This window comes from Hamadaea sp. (genome assembly GCF_013362815.1).
Classification (GTDB): Bacteria; Actinomycetota; Actinomycetes; order Mycobacteriales; family Micromonosporaceae; genus Hamadaea.
Genome location: NZ_JABFVK010000005.1, coordinates 28,973 through 41,857, shown reverse-complemented (window position 1 = coordinate 41,857; position 12,885 = coordinate 28,973). Strand labels below are relative to the sequence as shown.

The window sequence follows — 12,885 nt, the reverse complement described above, 5'->3', positions numbered from 1 at the left end:
TTCGGACTAGACACTCGAAAGGTAAGACAGGGCACGGCGTGCGCTCCCGTTCGACACGACGCCACCCACACATCCGTCACAAGAGCCCCGATAGTTCATGATCGTGCGGAGTGAGCCGCGAGGCGCGCGGTGCGAAAGCACCGAGCGTTGAACGGGCGCGCGGGCAAGATCATCACAAGATGCCGGGATAGCGCGGTTATCCACGCTCGGATAGCCGCATTATCCCGGGATAACGCGTGGGCCCCGCCGCACAAGGAGGTGGAGCTAGTCGATCCCCAGATCGCGCCGAAGCTTGGCGACGTGCCCGGTGGCCTTGACGTTGTAGAACGCCTTCTCGATCTTCCCGTCGGGGTCGATCACGAAGGTCGACCGGATCACGCCCATGATCTTCTTCCCGTAGTTCATCTTCTCCCCGAAAGCGCCGTACGCCGACAGCACGCTCTTGTCCGGGTCGGAGACCAGCGGAAACGTCAGCGCGTCCCGCTCGACGAACTTCGCCAGCTTGGCCGGGCTGTCGGGGGAGATGCCGACGACGTTGTAGTCGTGCGCGGTCAGCGAGGCCAGGTTGTCCCGGAAGTCGCACGCCTGCGTGGTGCAACCGGGCGTCATCGCCGCCGGGTAGGCGTACAAGATCACCTTTTTGCCCTGCTTGAGCAGGTCACTGAGGGCCAGTTCGTCCCCGGTCGAGGTGGTCAGCGTGAAGTCGGGTGCGGTGTCTCCTGGTTCCAGTCGCATGTTTTCACCCTATGCCCCGGCGCATCCGGAGCGACGCCGCGCCGCAGACGCCGAGCCCGATCGCGAGAACGACCAGCACGAGGACCCGCGCGACCAGGTCCGGCCACGGGATCGGGGCCACCGAGCGGAAGAAGACCGCGGCGTTCACCACTCCGCCGAACAGTGCCAGTCCCGCGCCGGCCAAGGCGAGGGCGAACGGCCCCGACGGCCGGTTGCGCAGCGCGTACCCGCCGGCGAGCAGCGCCGTCAGTCCGGCCACGGCGGGCCACAGTTCACTGCCGAACACGCCCGCGATGATCTCCCACGCCCCGCGCGCCCCGGCGTCGATCTCCCGCGCGGTCACGTAGGTCAGTGCGGCCAGGCCGCCCACGATCAAAATCATTCCCAGCACTTGTACGCGGAAAGCAGCGACCAGGCCCAGTGATGCGAGAGCGGCCGCCACGAGGACGGTCAGGATCCACCACAAGGCGGCCGACGGCGGCGGAACCCAGTCGAGCGTACCTTTAAGCTCCAGTGTGGATAGATCGTCGGCCGTCCGCAGCGGCACGGTCCAGTCGGCGATGCGGTGCCCGGTGCCGGGATCGGCGGCGACGGCGGCCGGCGGCTGCAACTCGGTCCAACGGGCGCGTTTGTCGTGCCAGCGCGCGATCGGCTGATCGGAGGTCTTGCGCCATTGGGGCGCGGCGGCCGGATCGGCGTTCGCCGGGGGCACGACGCCACCCTGGAGGGTCGCGTTGAGGTAGGTCGCGGGGGAGTTGACGTTCTCGAAGACGCCGTCCGGCCGGATCTCCAGGTACGCCTCGTTGCTGTAGCCGAGCACCTCGACGACGCGGTCGGAGTGGTTGGTGAGCTCCAGCCGGGCGCCTGCCTCGATCGCGCGTACGCTCACCCCCGGCAGAGCCGGAGTGATGCCCGTGATGGTCGTCCGGTAGTTCGTGGCATCCGGCGCGTCCGCCGCGTGGGCCGCCGCTGGAGTGGCAGCGGCCCAGCTCAGCAGGGCGGTCCAGGCGACGGCCGCACCGAGGAGTGCGGCCACCCGCCTCCGTTGATCATGAGGTTTGGGGCGGCGACACGCCGTCGAGGGGGACCATGGGTTCATGATCAACGGAGGGGTCCTTCGGGTGGGGGATCAACTGGCGGAAGGGGTCGGCGCGACCGACGCGTCACCACCCGCGGCGGTGATGGCGGCCTTGATCGCGTCGAGCGACGCGGTGACCTTGGTGCCGTTGACGAAGACCGACGGAGTGCCGCTGACACCCTTCTCGCTGGCCGCGTCCGTGGTGTGCTCCGGCCAGGTCAGGTAGGTGCCGTCGTTCACACAGGTCGCGAAGGAGGCGTCGGTCAGCCCGACGTTCTGCCCGGTCGTGATGAGCTCTTCGTTCGCCGGCCCGGCCCCGCCTTCGGCCGGTTGGTTGGCGTACAAGGCGTCGTTGTAGGCGAGGAACTTGCCGCCGTCGGCCGCGCAGCCCGCCGCGGCCGCGGACCGGGTCGAGTACTGGTTGGTCGAGGACCGGTCGAGGATGGCGATCGGGTGGATGTTCAGCGTGATCTTGTTCTGCTCGGCGAGCGCGGCCAGCGTCGGACCCGCGCTGTCATGCAGCTGCTTGCAGTACGGGCACAGGTAGTCCTGGTAGATGTCGACCGACACCTTGCCCGACCCGGTCACGATGGCGGTGCCGTCGGCGTTCGCGTGGGCCGGTGTGTTGAAGCTCGTCGACTTCTGGCTCGCGTAGACCGCGTATCCGATCATGCCGCCGATCACCAGGACGGCGACCACGCCGATCGAAATCCACAGGGTGCGCTTGCGGCGTTGCTCCCGGGCGAGCTGTTCACGAACGATCCGAGCCGCTTCGCGCTTGTCCTGCACGCGCTTGCTCATCGATGGGTTCCTCCATATCCAGTGGTGGGCCGAACAACTGGCGATCCAACGAGAACCTGCTGGAGGGGAACAGGATCAAGAAGACCGCCAGGGCCAAGAAGGCGACGTCACGGACGATGTCCCAGGTGTAGTTGGGGGCCACGCCCACCGGCAGCTGGCCGCCCTTGCTGAAGCAGCCGCAGTCGATGGACAGCCCTCGGGCCCAGGCCGAGACGATGCCCGAGACGAAGACGACGAGCGCGATGGCCGACAACCACGCGGCGAACCGGGTCAGCAGGCCCACCAGCAGAAGCAGGCCGATGCCGACCTCCAGGAACGGCTGGATCGCCCCGACGACCTGGGCGGCGTCCCACGACATCAACTGGTATGCGTTGACCGCCCGGGCGTTGCCGGGCAGATCGAAGATCTTGGGCAGGCCCGCCCCGATGAACACGGCGGCCAGCGCCAGCCGCACGACCAGCGACACCCAGGGCTGGGTTCGGGTCCACCCGCTCACCGACATGGTCATTAGTCGTCGTCCTGCCTCGTCCGGTTCCCTGTGAATTAGCTTCAGGCCGCCATGGCCCGGGTCACCTCGGCCGCCAGCTCCGACCGGGCTCGCGCCACCCGGGAACGGATCGTCCCGACCGGTACTCCCTCGACCTCGGCGGCTTCGGCGTACGAGAGGCCGAGGAGCTGGGTGAGGACGAAGGCGCTGCGGCGCTCCTCGCCGAGCGCGGCGAGCAGATCGCCGGAACCGTGCCGATCGGCGGGATCGCCACCGGGTGTGTCGGTCGCGGCCGCCATCGCCAGGCGTTGTTCCAGCCTACGGCGGCGGACGACCTGCCGGAGGTGGTCCGCGCAGGCCCTCCGGGCGATCCCGAGCAGCCACGTACGCGCGGACGACCGGCCCTCGAAGGCGGGCAGTGCCCGGAACGCCCGGAGATAGGTCTCCTGGGTGACGTCGTCGGCCGTGCCCGGATCGAGCAACGCGGCGCACAGCCGCCAGACCTCGACCTGGGTGGCGCGCACGAAAGCCGCCTCTGCCAGCGCATCACCGCCCCGTGCGCGCAGTGCCCAGTCCGTCACCTCGTCGAGGCTGCCGGACGCTCCGGATGGCGGGAAGGGCACGAGGACCCAGATTACTGGCCGATGGGCCCGTGGGAACCACGGCGTGCCGACGGGCGACTATTGGCTCATGAGCACGACCCGCTGCGACGCCGTACGCCTGGACCTGTCCGCCCGCCTCGACGGCGAGTCCACCGAGCTGCCGGCCGACCGGCTGGACGCGCACGTCGGCGGCTGCGACGGCTGCCGGTCCTGGCTGGCCGAGGCCGAGCGGGTGACCCGGTTGACCCGCGTACGCGCGGTGGGCGTACCGGATCTGACGGGGAGCATCCTGGCCGCCGTCGAGCAGGATCGCCGGGTTCGCCTGGTACGCCGTCGCGGCGACCGTCAAGTGCTGCGGATCGCGGTCGCGATCGCCGCCGCGGTGCAGCTCGCATTGGCCCTGCCCGTGCTGCTGGGCGTCGGCGTCGACCCGCACGCCTCCCGGGAGATGGCCTCCTTCGACATCGCGATGGCGGTCGGCTTCGCATTGGCGGCGTGGAAGCCCGATCGGGCCCGGGCGTTCGTGCCGGTCGCGTTCGTGCTGGCCGCCTGCCTCGCCGCGACGAGCCTCCTCGACATCGCCGGTGGCGCGACCCACTTGGCCCACGAGATCGGGCACGTGGTGGCGTTGGCCCAGGCCGGGCTGCTGTGGGCGCTCGGCCGCAAGAGCAGTGAAGTCGTGCCCACCGTTCCGGGCGCGCGTACGCCGGCCTCCGGCGGCATCGGGTAGCGTCGTTGCGCCACCTGACCCCTCGTGATCAACAGGAGAGCGAATGAGACGGCTCGCGGTGATGTTCGCGGCGTTGCTGGTGGTGCTCGTCGGGGTGGCGAGCCCCGCACAGGCGCACGCCGTGGTGGTCGCGACGAACCCGCCGCAGGGCGGCACGGTGGCCTCCGCGCCGGCCGAGGTCACGATGACGTTCTCGGAGTCGATCACGCCGGTCAAGGACAAGATCCGGGTCACCGCGCCCGACGGCAGCCGCGCGGACAAGGGCGAGACCAGCGTCGACGGCGCGGTCCTGCGCATCCCGCTGCGCGGTGACCTGCCCATCGGCACGTACCTGGTGAGCTATCGGGTCATCTCGGCCGACTCGCACCCGGTCCCGGGCGGATTCACCTTCAACATCGGCGCGCCCTCCGCGACCGTCCCCACACCGTCCACGGACGACAGCACCACGAGCCGGCCCATCGCCATCTCGATCGCGGTCGCCAAATACATCGGGTACGCCGGACTGCTGCTGGCCGTCGGCGCGGCCCTGATTCTGCTGCTGCTCTGGCCGGCTCGGCTGCCTCGGCGTAATCCCCGGCGCGTCCTGGCCACCGGGTTCGGGCTGGTGATCTTGTCCAGCCTCGGGCAGTTCGTGCTGCAAGCGCCCTACGTCAACGGCGTACCGCTGACCAAGACGACGGCGGACGACCTGCTCGGCGTACTGGACTCGCAGTTCGGCGCGGTGATGCTGGCCCGCATCGGACTCCTGGTCGTCGCCGCGATCGTGCTGTCGGGCGCGCTGAAGCGCATCGTCACGCACGGCGAACCGACCCGCAGTGACCTGGTGATTCTCGGCATCCTCTTCGCGCTGACCGCGGCGACCTGGCCGTTGGCCGGGCACTCCGCCGCCTCGCCCGTCCCAGCGGTCACCGTCGTCATCGACATGGTGCACGTCGGCGCGATGGCCGTCTGGCTCGGCGGCCTCGCCATGCTCACGTTGTTCCTGCTGCGGCCGAAGGTCGCCACCGAACGAGAGCTCACCGCGATCATGCCGGTGTGGTCGCGGTGGGCGACGCTGGCGGTCAGTTCGCTACTGCTCGCCGGAGTCGTGCAAGCGCTCATCGAGATCGGCACACTGAAGGCGCTCGTCACCACGACGTACGGCTGGCTCATCCTGGCCAAGGTCGCGCTCGTCATCGTGATCCTCGGCTTCGCGTACCTGGCTCGATCGTTCGTCCACAACGCGCCGGCCGGTTCCGTGCTGCGCTGGGCGGTCCGGGTCGAGCTCGGCATCGCCGCCGTCATCATCGGCGTCTCGGCCGCCCTCACGCAGACCACGCCGGCCCGGGTCGCCGCCGATCAACCCCAAGCGGTTCAGCAGACCCAGACGTATTTCACCACGTCGGTGAAGGCCGGGCTGTATACGTTGCAGGTCGACGTGGACCCCGCGAAGACCGGCCAGAACGTGGTGCACCTTTATGCGTACACGCCGGAAGGAAGGCCGCTGAAAGTCGTGGAGTGGGCGGCCAGCGCGGCTCTGCCCTCGGCGGGCATCGAGCCGGTCTCGATGCCTTTGCTGCCGCTGACCGACAACCACGCGTCGGGATCGATCAACCTGCCGACGCCGGGCGACTGGCAGCTGAAGTTCACCCTGCGCACGACCGAGACCGACCAGGAATCGGTGACGGTGACCATGCCGGTCGGATAGCAGACCGCATCGAAGCGCGCGCCCGCCCGTTGTCCTTGATGGACGACGATGGGAGAGACGAGTCATGCGTGTCTTTCGCGTGCTGGTCGGAATGGTTCTGCTGACGGTCGCGGCCCCGGCGCTGCTGGCCGGAGCCATTGCGTGGTACGCGATGCAGCACCGCGACGCCGCGGGTGAGTTCCGGGCCGAGCTGGAAACCGTCGCTCACCCGGGGTACGCCGTCGTGGTGCCGGACGTCGACGCCTTGCTGCGCCGGGATGCCCCGTTCGCCCGAGCCGGGCGCACGTCGATGCGGATCACCGCCTTCGCGGGCACTCCGCTGTTCGTCGGGCTTGCGTCGCCGTCGGATGTCTCCGCGCTGCTCCAGGGCTCGCCGTACACCTCGCTGGACGGTGTCTCGCTCGGACGTGGACCGTTGGACGTCTCGTCCCGGGTGTTGTCCGGCACCCGCACGGCGCCGTTGGGGCGGGTCGAGGAACAGCCGATGTGGCTACGCTCCGGCCTCGGCTCGGTCTCCTACGAACCTTCCGAATGGCGTGGGCGTACCGTCGCGCTCGTCGTCACCGCCCCTGTGGGGACTTCGCTCGACGACGTCTCGCTCGGCGCATCCGTACGCTTCGGCTGGCTCGACTCGACGACCTGGGGGCTGCTGATCCTCGGCCCGGTGCTGCTGCTGCTCGGCTTCGTCACCTTGGCCTGGCCCGCCCGGCAGGTCGTCTATGTGCTCGCCCCGGGGGACCCCGGGATCTCGCTGCGCTCCGGGGAGCCGGTGAGCTGGACGGATGCTCCTACTCGGGAGAATCCCGTGATCCTGCCCCGGCCGGGTTCCGTGTACGCCTCCGCTGCCGTCCCTTCCTCCCCTTCTTCGGCTTCTTCGGCCTCTTCGGCTTCTTCGGCCTCTTCGGCTTCTTCGGCTCCTGAGGATTGGGCTCGGCCGTCTTCCGCCTCCTCTTCTCCTTCGGGTCCTCCGGACTCCTCGGACCTCTCGGGCTCTTCGGCCGCCTCGGCCGCCGGCCCGGTTGCCGAGCCGCCTTCGGTCGAGTGGCCGCCACCCTCGGCGGACCTGCCCCGGACTGCTCCGCCCGTCGACGTACCCACTCAGGAGATGCGCGTTCTCGACGACCTTCCGGCGGTTCCGCTGGTTCTCAGCGGTGGGCGGTCTGCGCCCGCCGACCCCGAACCCGTCGGCTGACGCCTGACGCCTGACGCCTGACGCCTGACGCCGCCCGCCCGCCGACCCCGAACCCGTCGGCTGACGCCTGACGCCGCCCGCCGCCCGCCGATTGCCGACTGCGTTGCAAGATCGTCGGAAGCCGACATTCGTGGGCGTTTCAGTGCACTGATCGTCGGAACCCGACGATCTTGACTACGCCGACCGCCATGATTGTCGGGAGCCGACGATCTTGGACGCGCCCGACCTTGGGCGGCGGACGACCATGATCGAGTGCCCGCAGCCAGCGGAGAACCGGCGAAAACAAAGCTCAAGTGCCCCTGGTCAGCGAAATTCGGATCACCAGCGCATGCCTGGGGAACATGATCTTCGATTCAGGCCGGAATCGCTGATGACGGGCACTGGATCATGCGCTGGCCCCTCGATGCCGGGCGGTCGCGCGAAGTCGATCAGGCCGGCCGGGGAACGATCAGGCTCTACGAGATACGACACGCCGGCCGATCATGGCCGGTAGTTCATGATCGCGCGGAAGGCGGGGTGGGGTGGGCGCGCGGAAAGGTGGGGGTGGGCGCGCGGAAAGGCGGGGGTGGGCGCGCGGAAAGGCGGGGAAGGCGAGCGGGGGAAAGCGGGTGGGCCCGCCGGGTAGCGGGCCCACCCTCACCGGGGGAACGGTGTAAAAGCGAAGGCCGGAACCTTCGTGTGGGGGGACGGGTCCTGCGCGGTGGATCGTCCCTTCTATCCGAAAGTCTAGTCCTGCGTACCAGAACGGACAATAGGTCCGTTTTCGAGGGGCTCCGGCGCAACCCGTCGGGTAGGTATCGGCAGCAGCGGCAGTAGCGCGAGCGACAGCAGCACGAACGCGTTGCGCAGCAGGAATTCGCGTACGCCGGGGGTCGGGCGCTGGTCGACGCCCCAGTCCACGAAGGTGTCGACGCCCATCACACAGACGGCGTACGCGGCGACGGCGGCCAGCAGCAGCCAGCCGCGCCGGTTCCCGCGAGCGGCGTACGCGGCTCCGACGAGCGCGACGATCGCGGGGACGAACCAGTACATGTGGTGGACCCAGGTGATGGGGCTGATCAGTCCGGCGGTCAGCCCGGTCAGCGCCAGCCCGGTGATCTCGTCCCCGCCGCGCGCTGCGATCGACGCCCGCCACAGTCCGTACACCGCGACCGCGACGGCCAGCCCGGCCCAGAGCGCCTGGTCCGGCTTTTCCGGCGAGGCCAGGCGGCTGAGCAGCCCGTTCAGCGACTGGTTCGCGGTGTAGTCGGTCCGGCCGACCCGCGAGGTGTCCCACAGCGCGCCGAACCAGAAGTCGCGCGTCGCGGTCGGGGCGATCAGCGCCGCGATCAGGGTCGCGCCGACAGCGGTGCCGGCTGCTACGAATGCCTCTTTGGTACGCCGAGAGACCAGCAGGTACACGATGAACAATGCCGGGGTGAGCTTGATGGCGGAGGCCAGCCCGATGCCGACCCCGGTGAAGCGGCTCTTGCGCGGCAGCAGCACCAGGAGATCGAGCAGGATCAGGGCGACCAGATACATGTTGATCTGCCCGAACGACAGCGTCGTCCGGATCGGCTCGATCAAGAAGACCAGCGGCGTCGCCAGGCCGAAGGCGTACCAGTGGGGAATGGAGAGGAGGCGGGCGAGCCCGCCGGTGACCCACCAAGTCGTGACCACGACGGCGGTGATCGTGCCCGCGGTCAGCAAGCCGATCCCGAGACCTTGCGGCAGCATCCCCAACGGGGCCATGACCAGGGCGGCGAACGGGGGATAGGTGAAGTAGAGCCGGCCCTGGAGATCGTCGGGCTGGGCGAAGTCGTAGAGCTCGCCACCGTCGAGCCACCACTTCTCGGCGCTGATGTAGATCTTCAGGTCGAAGAAGTGCTGCCCACGAAACAGCCACCAGAAGGCGACCGCGGCGACGGCCGTGGTGACGGCGACGATCGCGAGGCGGCGGTTGCGCGCTGGCTCAGGCATGCAGACACGGTAGTGGACGCCGTAGTAACCACCGTTGAGACACCCGTCGTACGCTTTCCCAATGGCTGCTGATCTTCTCGTCTGGATCGACTGCGAGATGACCGGTCTGAACCTTCGTTCGGACGCGCTCATCGAGGTCGCCGCGCTCGTCACCGACCCCGATCTCAACGTGCTCGGAGAGGGCGTCGACGTCGTGATCCACGCCGAAGAGGCGCAGCTCGACGGCATGCTCGAGGTCGTCAAGGAGATGCACGAGAAATCGGGACTCACCGATGAGGTACGCCGTTCGGCCGTGACCCTGGCCGAGGCGGAGCAACTCGTCATGAACTACATCACGCAGTACGTGCCGGAGCCCCGCACGGCTCCGCTGTGCGGCAACTCGATCGCGACCGACCGCGGGTTCCTCGCCCGGGACATGCCGCTGCTCGACAACCACCTGCACTACCGGATGATCGACGTCTCCTCGATCAAGGAGCTCTGCCGTCGCTGGTACCCCCGGGTGTACTTCGGTCAGCCGCAGAAGGGCCTGGCCCACCGGGCGCTGGCCGACATCAAGGAGAGCATCCGCGAGCTGGCGTACTACCGGCAGACGATCTTCGTGCCGCTGCCCGGGCCGGACGTCGACACGGCGAAGGGGATCGCGGGGCTGCTCGCGTAACCTGCGGCATACCCGGTGGACACCGCCGGTGGTCGTACCGCTATCATTGGTCGGTCGCCGCGGGCTGATAGGTCCGCGGTCGATGATGGTGGTCGTAGCTCAGTTGGTAGAGCACCGGGTTGTGGTCCCGGGTGTCGCGGGTTCAAATCCCGTCGATCACCCCATACGAAAAGAGGCCCCCTTGAGGGCCTCTTTTTCATGCGCTCAGGCGGACGGGCTGGCGGTCGGGTCGGGTGACCCGGACTCCGTCGGAGTGGGTGTCGGCGTGGCTGAGCCGGCCGGTGTGAACGGCAGGGCGCTGCCCTTGACGTACTCGTCCCAGGTCATGTTCCAATGCGTCCAGCCGTTGCCGTTCTTCAGCTGCCGCTCGGTGCCCTTGGTGGTCACCGGATCGCCGATGCTCGTCAGGTTGAACAGCCACTTCGCGTTCGTCGGGGACATGTTGAGGCAGCCGTGCGACACGTTGCGGTGGCCCTGGGCGCTGATCGACCAGGGTGCCGAGTGGATGTACTCGCCGCCCCAGGTCAGGCGCTGGGCATAGTCGATCGGGGTGCGGTAACCGAGCTCGGGGCCGAGTTCGGCGTACGTGTCGAAGATCGTGTGCACGAACTTCTCGATGATCACCACGGTGCCGCTGGATGACGGAGTGCTCGGCTTGCCCAGGCTGATCGGGATCTTCCGGACGACCTTGCCGTCCTTGGTCACCGTCATCTGCTTGGTCTTGTTGTCGGCGACCATGATCACGGCCGAGCCGATGCTGAGGTTCTCCAGCGTGATGTCGCCCTTGCCGTAGTACCCGTCGCCCAGGTCGAGCCCGCCGATCGCCAGCCGGGCGTCGACCTTGGAACCGGCCTGCCAGTACTCCTTGGGCCGGTAGTGCACCTCGGTGCCGGAGAACCAGTGCCAGATGCCGTCCTGCACCGGCTCGCTGCTCACGAACAGCCGCTTCTGCACGTCGGCCCGCTTGGCCTCGGGGATTGCCCGGCTGAACTTGTACATCAGCGGCATGCCCACGCCGGCCTTGGCGTTGTCGCCGAGGAAGCTGGTGATCCGGACCGTCTTGCTCGGCTTCGCCATCGTGGTGAAGCTGCTCGTCGTGGTCCCGGTCTTGCCGTCGCTCCCGGTCGCGGTCACGGTCACCGTGTACGCCGTGCCGTAGCTCAGCGTCTTGGCCGGCACCCAGCTGCTGCCGTCGGCACGCAGTTCACCGGTGACGACCGTGCCGCCGGCATCCTTCAGCTCGACCGTCGCCGAGGTGGCGTTGGCGAGCGTGTAGACGATCTCGACGGCGGCCGAGACGTCGGTGGCGTCCTTCGCCGGAGTGACGACCGTGGCCGCCGCGGCGTTCGGGTCGGGCTTCGGCGACTCGCTCGCTCCGCCGGTGGTTCCGCCGGAGCCCTTGTCGGACGTGCAGGCGGCAAGGCCGGCGGCCACGCCCACCAGCCCGGCGCCGGCGAGCAGGCCGCGCCTGGTGGCGGTCCGGCCGGAAACGGTGCGCTCCATGTGCCCCTCATCCATCGGCTCCGCGAACCCGATCTTGGTTCGCTTTCGACGATCTATCGTGCCTTAAAGACGTGGCGCGACAAGGACTCGTTGCCGGTGGTGAAGGAAAACACGCCGTTCGTACGCCGGATTCAGCTGGCCGAGGGAGTAGGTGTCCCCATCTGGGCGTTTCCGACGGATCCCGGAGCGGGGCTCGGTGCGACCGTGGCGGTCGGCTTCGGCTTCGGATACGGCTCGTACGCGACCGCGTCGGCGACCTCGGAGGTGACCGGGACGGCGCTGCCCTTGAGGAAGGTCGGCCAGTCCATGTCCCACACCGTCCAGCCGTTGCCCGGGGCGAGTTTCACCTCGGTGCCGCTGATGGTGACCGGCGTACCGACCTTCATCACGGTGAACAGGTAAGAGGCGTTGCCCGGCCCGACGTTCACACAGCCGTGCGAGACGTTGGTGTACCCCTGGTCGCCGACGCTCCACGGTGCGGAGTGGATGAACTCGCCGCCCCAGGTGAGGCGCTGGGCGTAGTTGACGTCCACGACGTAGCCGCCGTTCGGCTCGCCGCGGGTGTCGAACCGATACGTGTACGCCTGCTCCATGACGACCATGTGCCCGCTGGACGACGGGGTGCTGGGCTTGCCCAGGCTGACCGGCATCGTCTTGATCACTTGGCCGTTCTTGATCACCTGCAGCTGCTTCGGGTGGTTGGTCACCTTGACCTCGACCCGGTCGTTCGAGATGCGTACGCGGGCGATCTTGTCCTCGTCGCCGTAGTAGCCGCCGCCGAGCGCCTGTCCCTTGAGGCCCAGCCGGACGGTCAGCTTCGTGCCGGGCTGCCAGTACGTCGCCGGGCGGTACTGCACCTGGGTCGGGCTGAACCAGTGCCATGCGCCGGGCTGCGGCGGGTCGCTGGTGACGAAGAACCGCTTCTGCACCGCCGCCCGCAGGCTCACCGGGACGTCCCGCATGAACTCGATCGGAATCGGCATGCCGATGCCGTACTCCTTGCCGTCGAACAGGTAGAAGCCGACGCTCTCCAGTTGGGACGGCTGCGCCATCGTGGTGAACACGACCGACTTGGACTCGTGGTGCGTACGCGTGCCGACGGCGGTCACCGTGGCGGTGTAGCGCTGGGCGTACTTGAGCGGAGTCGCGGGCACCCAGGCCGATGCGTCCGGTCGTAACGTGCCGGCGATCTGCTGCCCGGCGGCATCGCGTACGTCGACTCCGTCGACCATGCCCGCGCCGAGTTTGATGCCGATCTCCGCGCTCACCGGTACGCCGGCCGCCCGGTCGGCGGGGCTCACGCTGAGCGCCAGGTTCTCCTGGGGTACTTCGGCGCTCGGCGTCGGCTGGGCGTCGTGTTTCGTGGCGGTGCAACCCGCCAACGCTGTCGCGCCACCCAGTACGGCGACCATGATCATCGCTCGGAACCCAGCCATCCCGCTGCCCCCCGTTA

The 12,885-nt window shown here is 68.7% G+C and carries 12 protein-coding genes and 1 tRNA gene; 5 read left to right on the top strand and 8 right to left on the bottom strand.

All coding sequences use genetic code 11. The features are described from left to right. Positions 1-264: 264 nt before the first annotated feature. The 5 genes from bcp to HOV77_RS02470 form a co-directional block, all read right to left on the bottom strand. Complete coding sequence (gene bcp / locus HOV77_RS02490; RefSeq protein ID WP_290856936.1) at positions 265-735, bottom strand: thioredoxin-dependent thiol peroxidase; 471 nt, start codon at positions 733-735, stop codon at positions 265-267. Positions 736-739: 4 nt separating this feature from the next. Next, complete coding sequence (locus tag HOV77_RS02485; protein WP_290856934.1) at positions 740-1,771, bottom strand: hypothetical protein; 1,032 nt, start codon at positions 1,769-1,771, stop codon at positions 740-742. A 93-nt stretch (positions 1,772-1,864) separates the two neighbouring features. Continuing rightward, positions 1,865-2,614, bottom strand: a complete 750-nt coding sequence (locus HOV77_RS02480) for a thioredoxin domain-containing protein (protein ID WP_290856931.1) — start codon at positions 2,612-2,614, stop codon at positions 1,865-1,867. Then, the gene (locus HOV77_RS02475) at positions 2,565-3,110 is read right to left on the bottom strand and encodes a MauE/DoxX family redox-associated membrane protein (RefSeq protein ID WP_290856929.1); all 546 of its coding nucleotides are present in this window, start codon (positions 3,108-3,110) and stop codon (positions 2,565-2,567) included. The genes HOV77_RS02480 and HOV77_RS02475 overlap by 50 nt, the downstream gene beginning before the upstream one ends. Positions 3,111-3,163: 53 nt before the next feature. Continuing rightward, entirely contained in the window at positions 3,164-3,724 is a 561-nt protein-coding gene (locus HOV77_RS02470) for a sigma-70 family RNA polymerase sigma factor (protein WP_290856927.1), read from the bottom strand. Between the two features lie 67 nt (positions 3,725-3,791). Here HOV77_RS02470 and HOV77_RS02465 point away from each other — a divergent pair, with 67 nt between their 5' ends. The 3 genes from HOV77_RS02465 (at position 3,792) to HOV77_RS02455 (ending at position 7,312) form a co-directional block, all read left to right on the top strand. Further along, entirely contained in the window at positions 3,792-4,433 is a 642-nt protein-coding gene (locus HOV77_RS02465) for a zf-HC2 domain-containing protein (protein WP_290856925.1), read from the top strand. Between the two features lie 43 nt (positions 4,434-4,476). Beyond that, a complete protein-coding gene (locus HOV77_RS02460) occupies positions 4,477-6,120 on the top strand; it encodes a copper resistance protein CopC (protein ID WP_290856922.1) in 1,644 nt (547 codons plus the stop codon). 64 nt (positions 6,121-6,184) lie between these two features. Further along, a complete protein-coding gene (locus HOV77_RS02455) occupies positions 6,185-7,312 on the top strand; it encodes a hypothetical protein (RefSeq protein ID WP_290856920.1) in 1,128 nt (375 codons plus the stop codon). A 726-nt stretch (positions 7,313-8,038) separates the two neighbouring features. Here HOV77_RS02455 and HOV77_RS02450 read toward each other — a convergent pair. Continuing rightward, positions 8,039-9,271, bottom strand: coding sequence for a glycosyltransferase 87 family protein (locus HOV77_RS02450; protein ID WP_290856917.1), 1,233 nt, complete (start codon positions 9,269-9,271; stop codon positions 8,039-8,041). 61 nt (positions 9,272-9,332) lie between these two features. Here HOV77_RS02450 and orn point away from each other — a divergent pair, with 61 nt between their 5' ends. Beyond that, positions 9,333-9,929 (top strand): oligoribonuclease, encoded by a 597-nt coding sequence (orn, locus tag HOV77_RS02445; RefSeq protein ID WP_290856915.1) that lies wholly within the window; start codon positions 9,333-9,335, stop codon positions 9,927-9,929. Positions 9,930-10,017: 88 nt separating this feature from the next. Continuing rightward, positions 10,018-10,093: transfer RNA gene (locus HOV77_RS02440), tRNA-His, on the top strand. Between the two features lie 40 nt (positions 10,094-10,133). Here HOV77_RS02440 and HOV77_RS02435 read toward each other — a convergent pair. Together HOV77_RS02435 and HOV77_RS02430 are read right to left on the bottom strand one after the other, a co-directional pair. Further along, the gene (locus HOV77_RS02435) at positions 10,134-11,432 is read right to left on the bottom strand and encodes an Ig-like domain-containing protein (RefSeq protein WP_290856912.1); all 1,299 of its coding nucleotides are present in this window, start codon (positions 11,430-11,432) and stop codon (positions 10,134-10,136) included. A gap of 131 nt (positions 11,433-11,563) precedes the next feature. After that, positions 11,564-12,868, bottom strand: a complete 1,305-nt coding sequence (locus HOV77_RS02430) for an Ig-like domain-containing protein (RefSeq protein WP_290856910.1) — start codon at positions 12,866-12,868, stop codon at positions 11,564-11,566. Positions 12,869-12,885 lie beyond the last annotated feature (17 nt).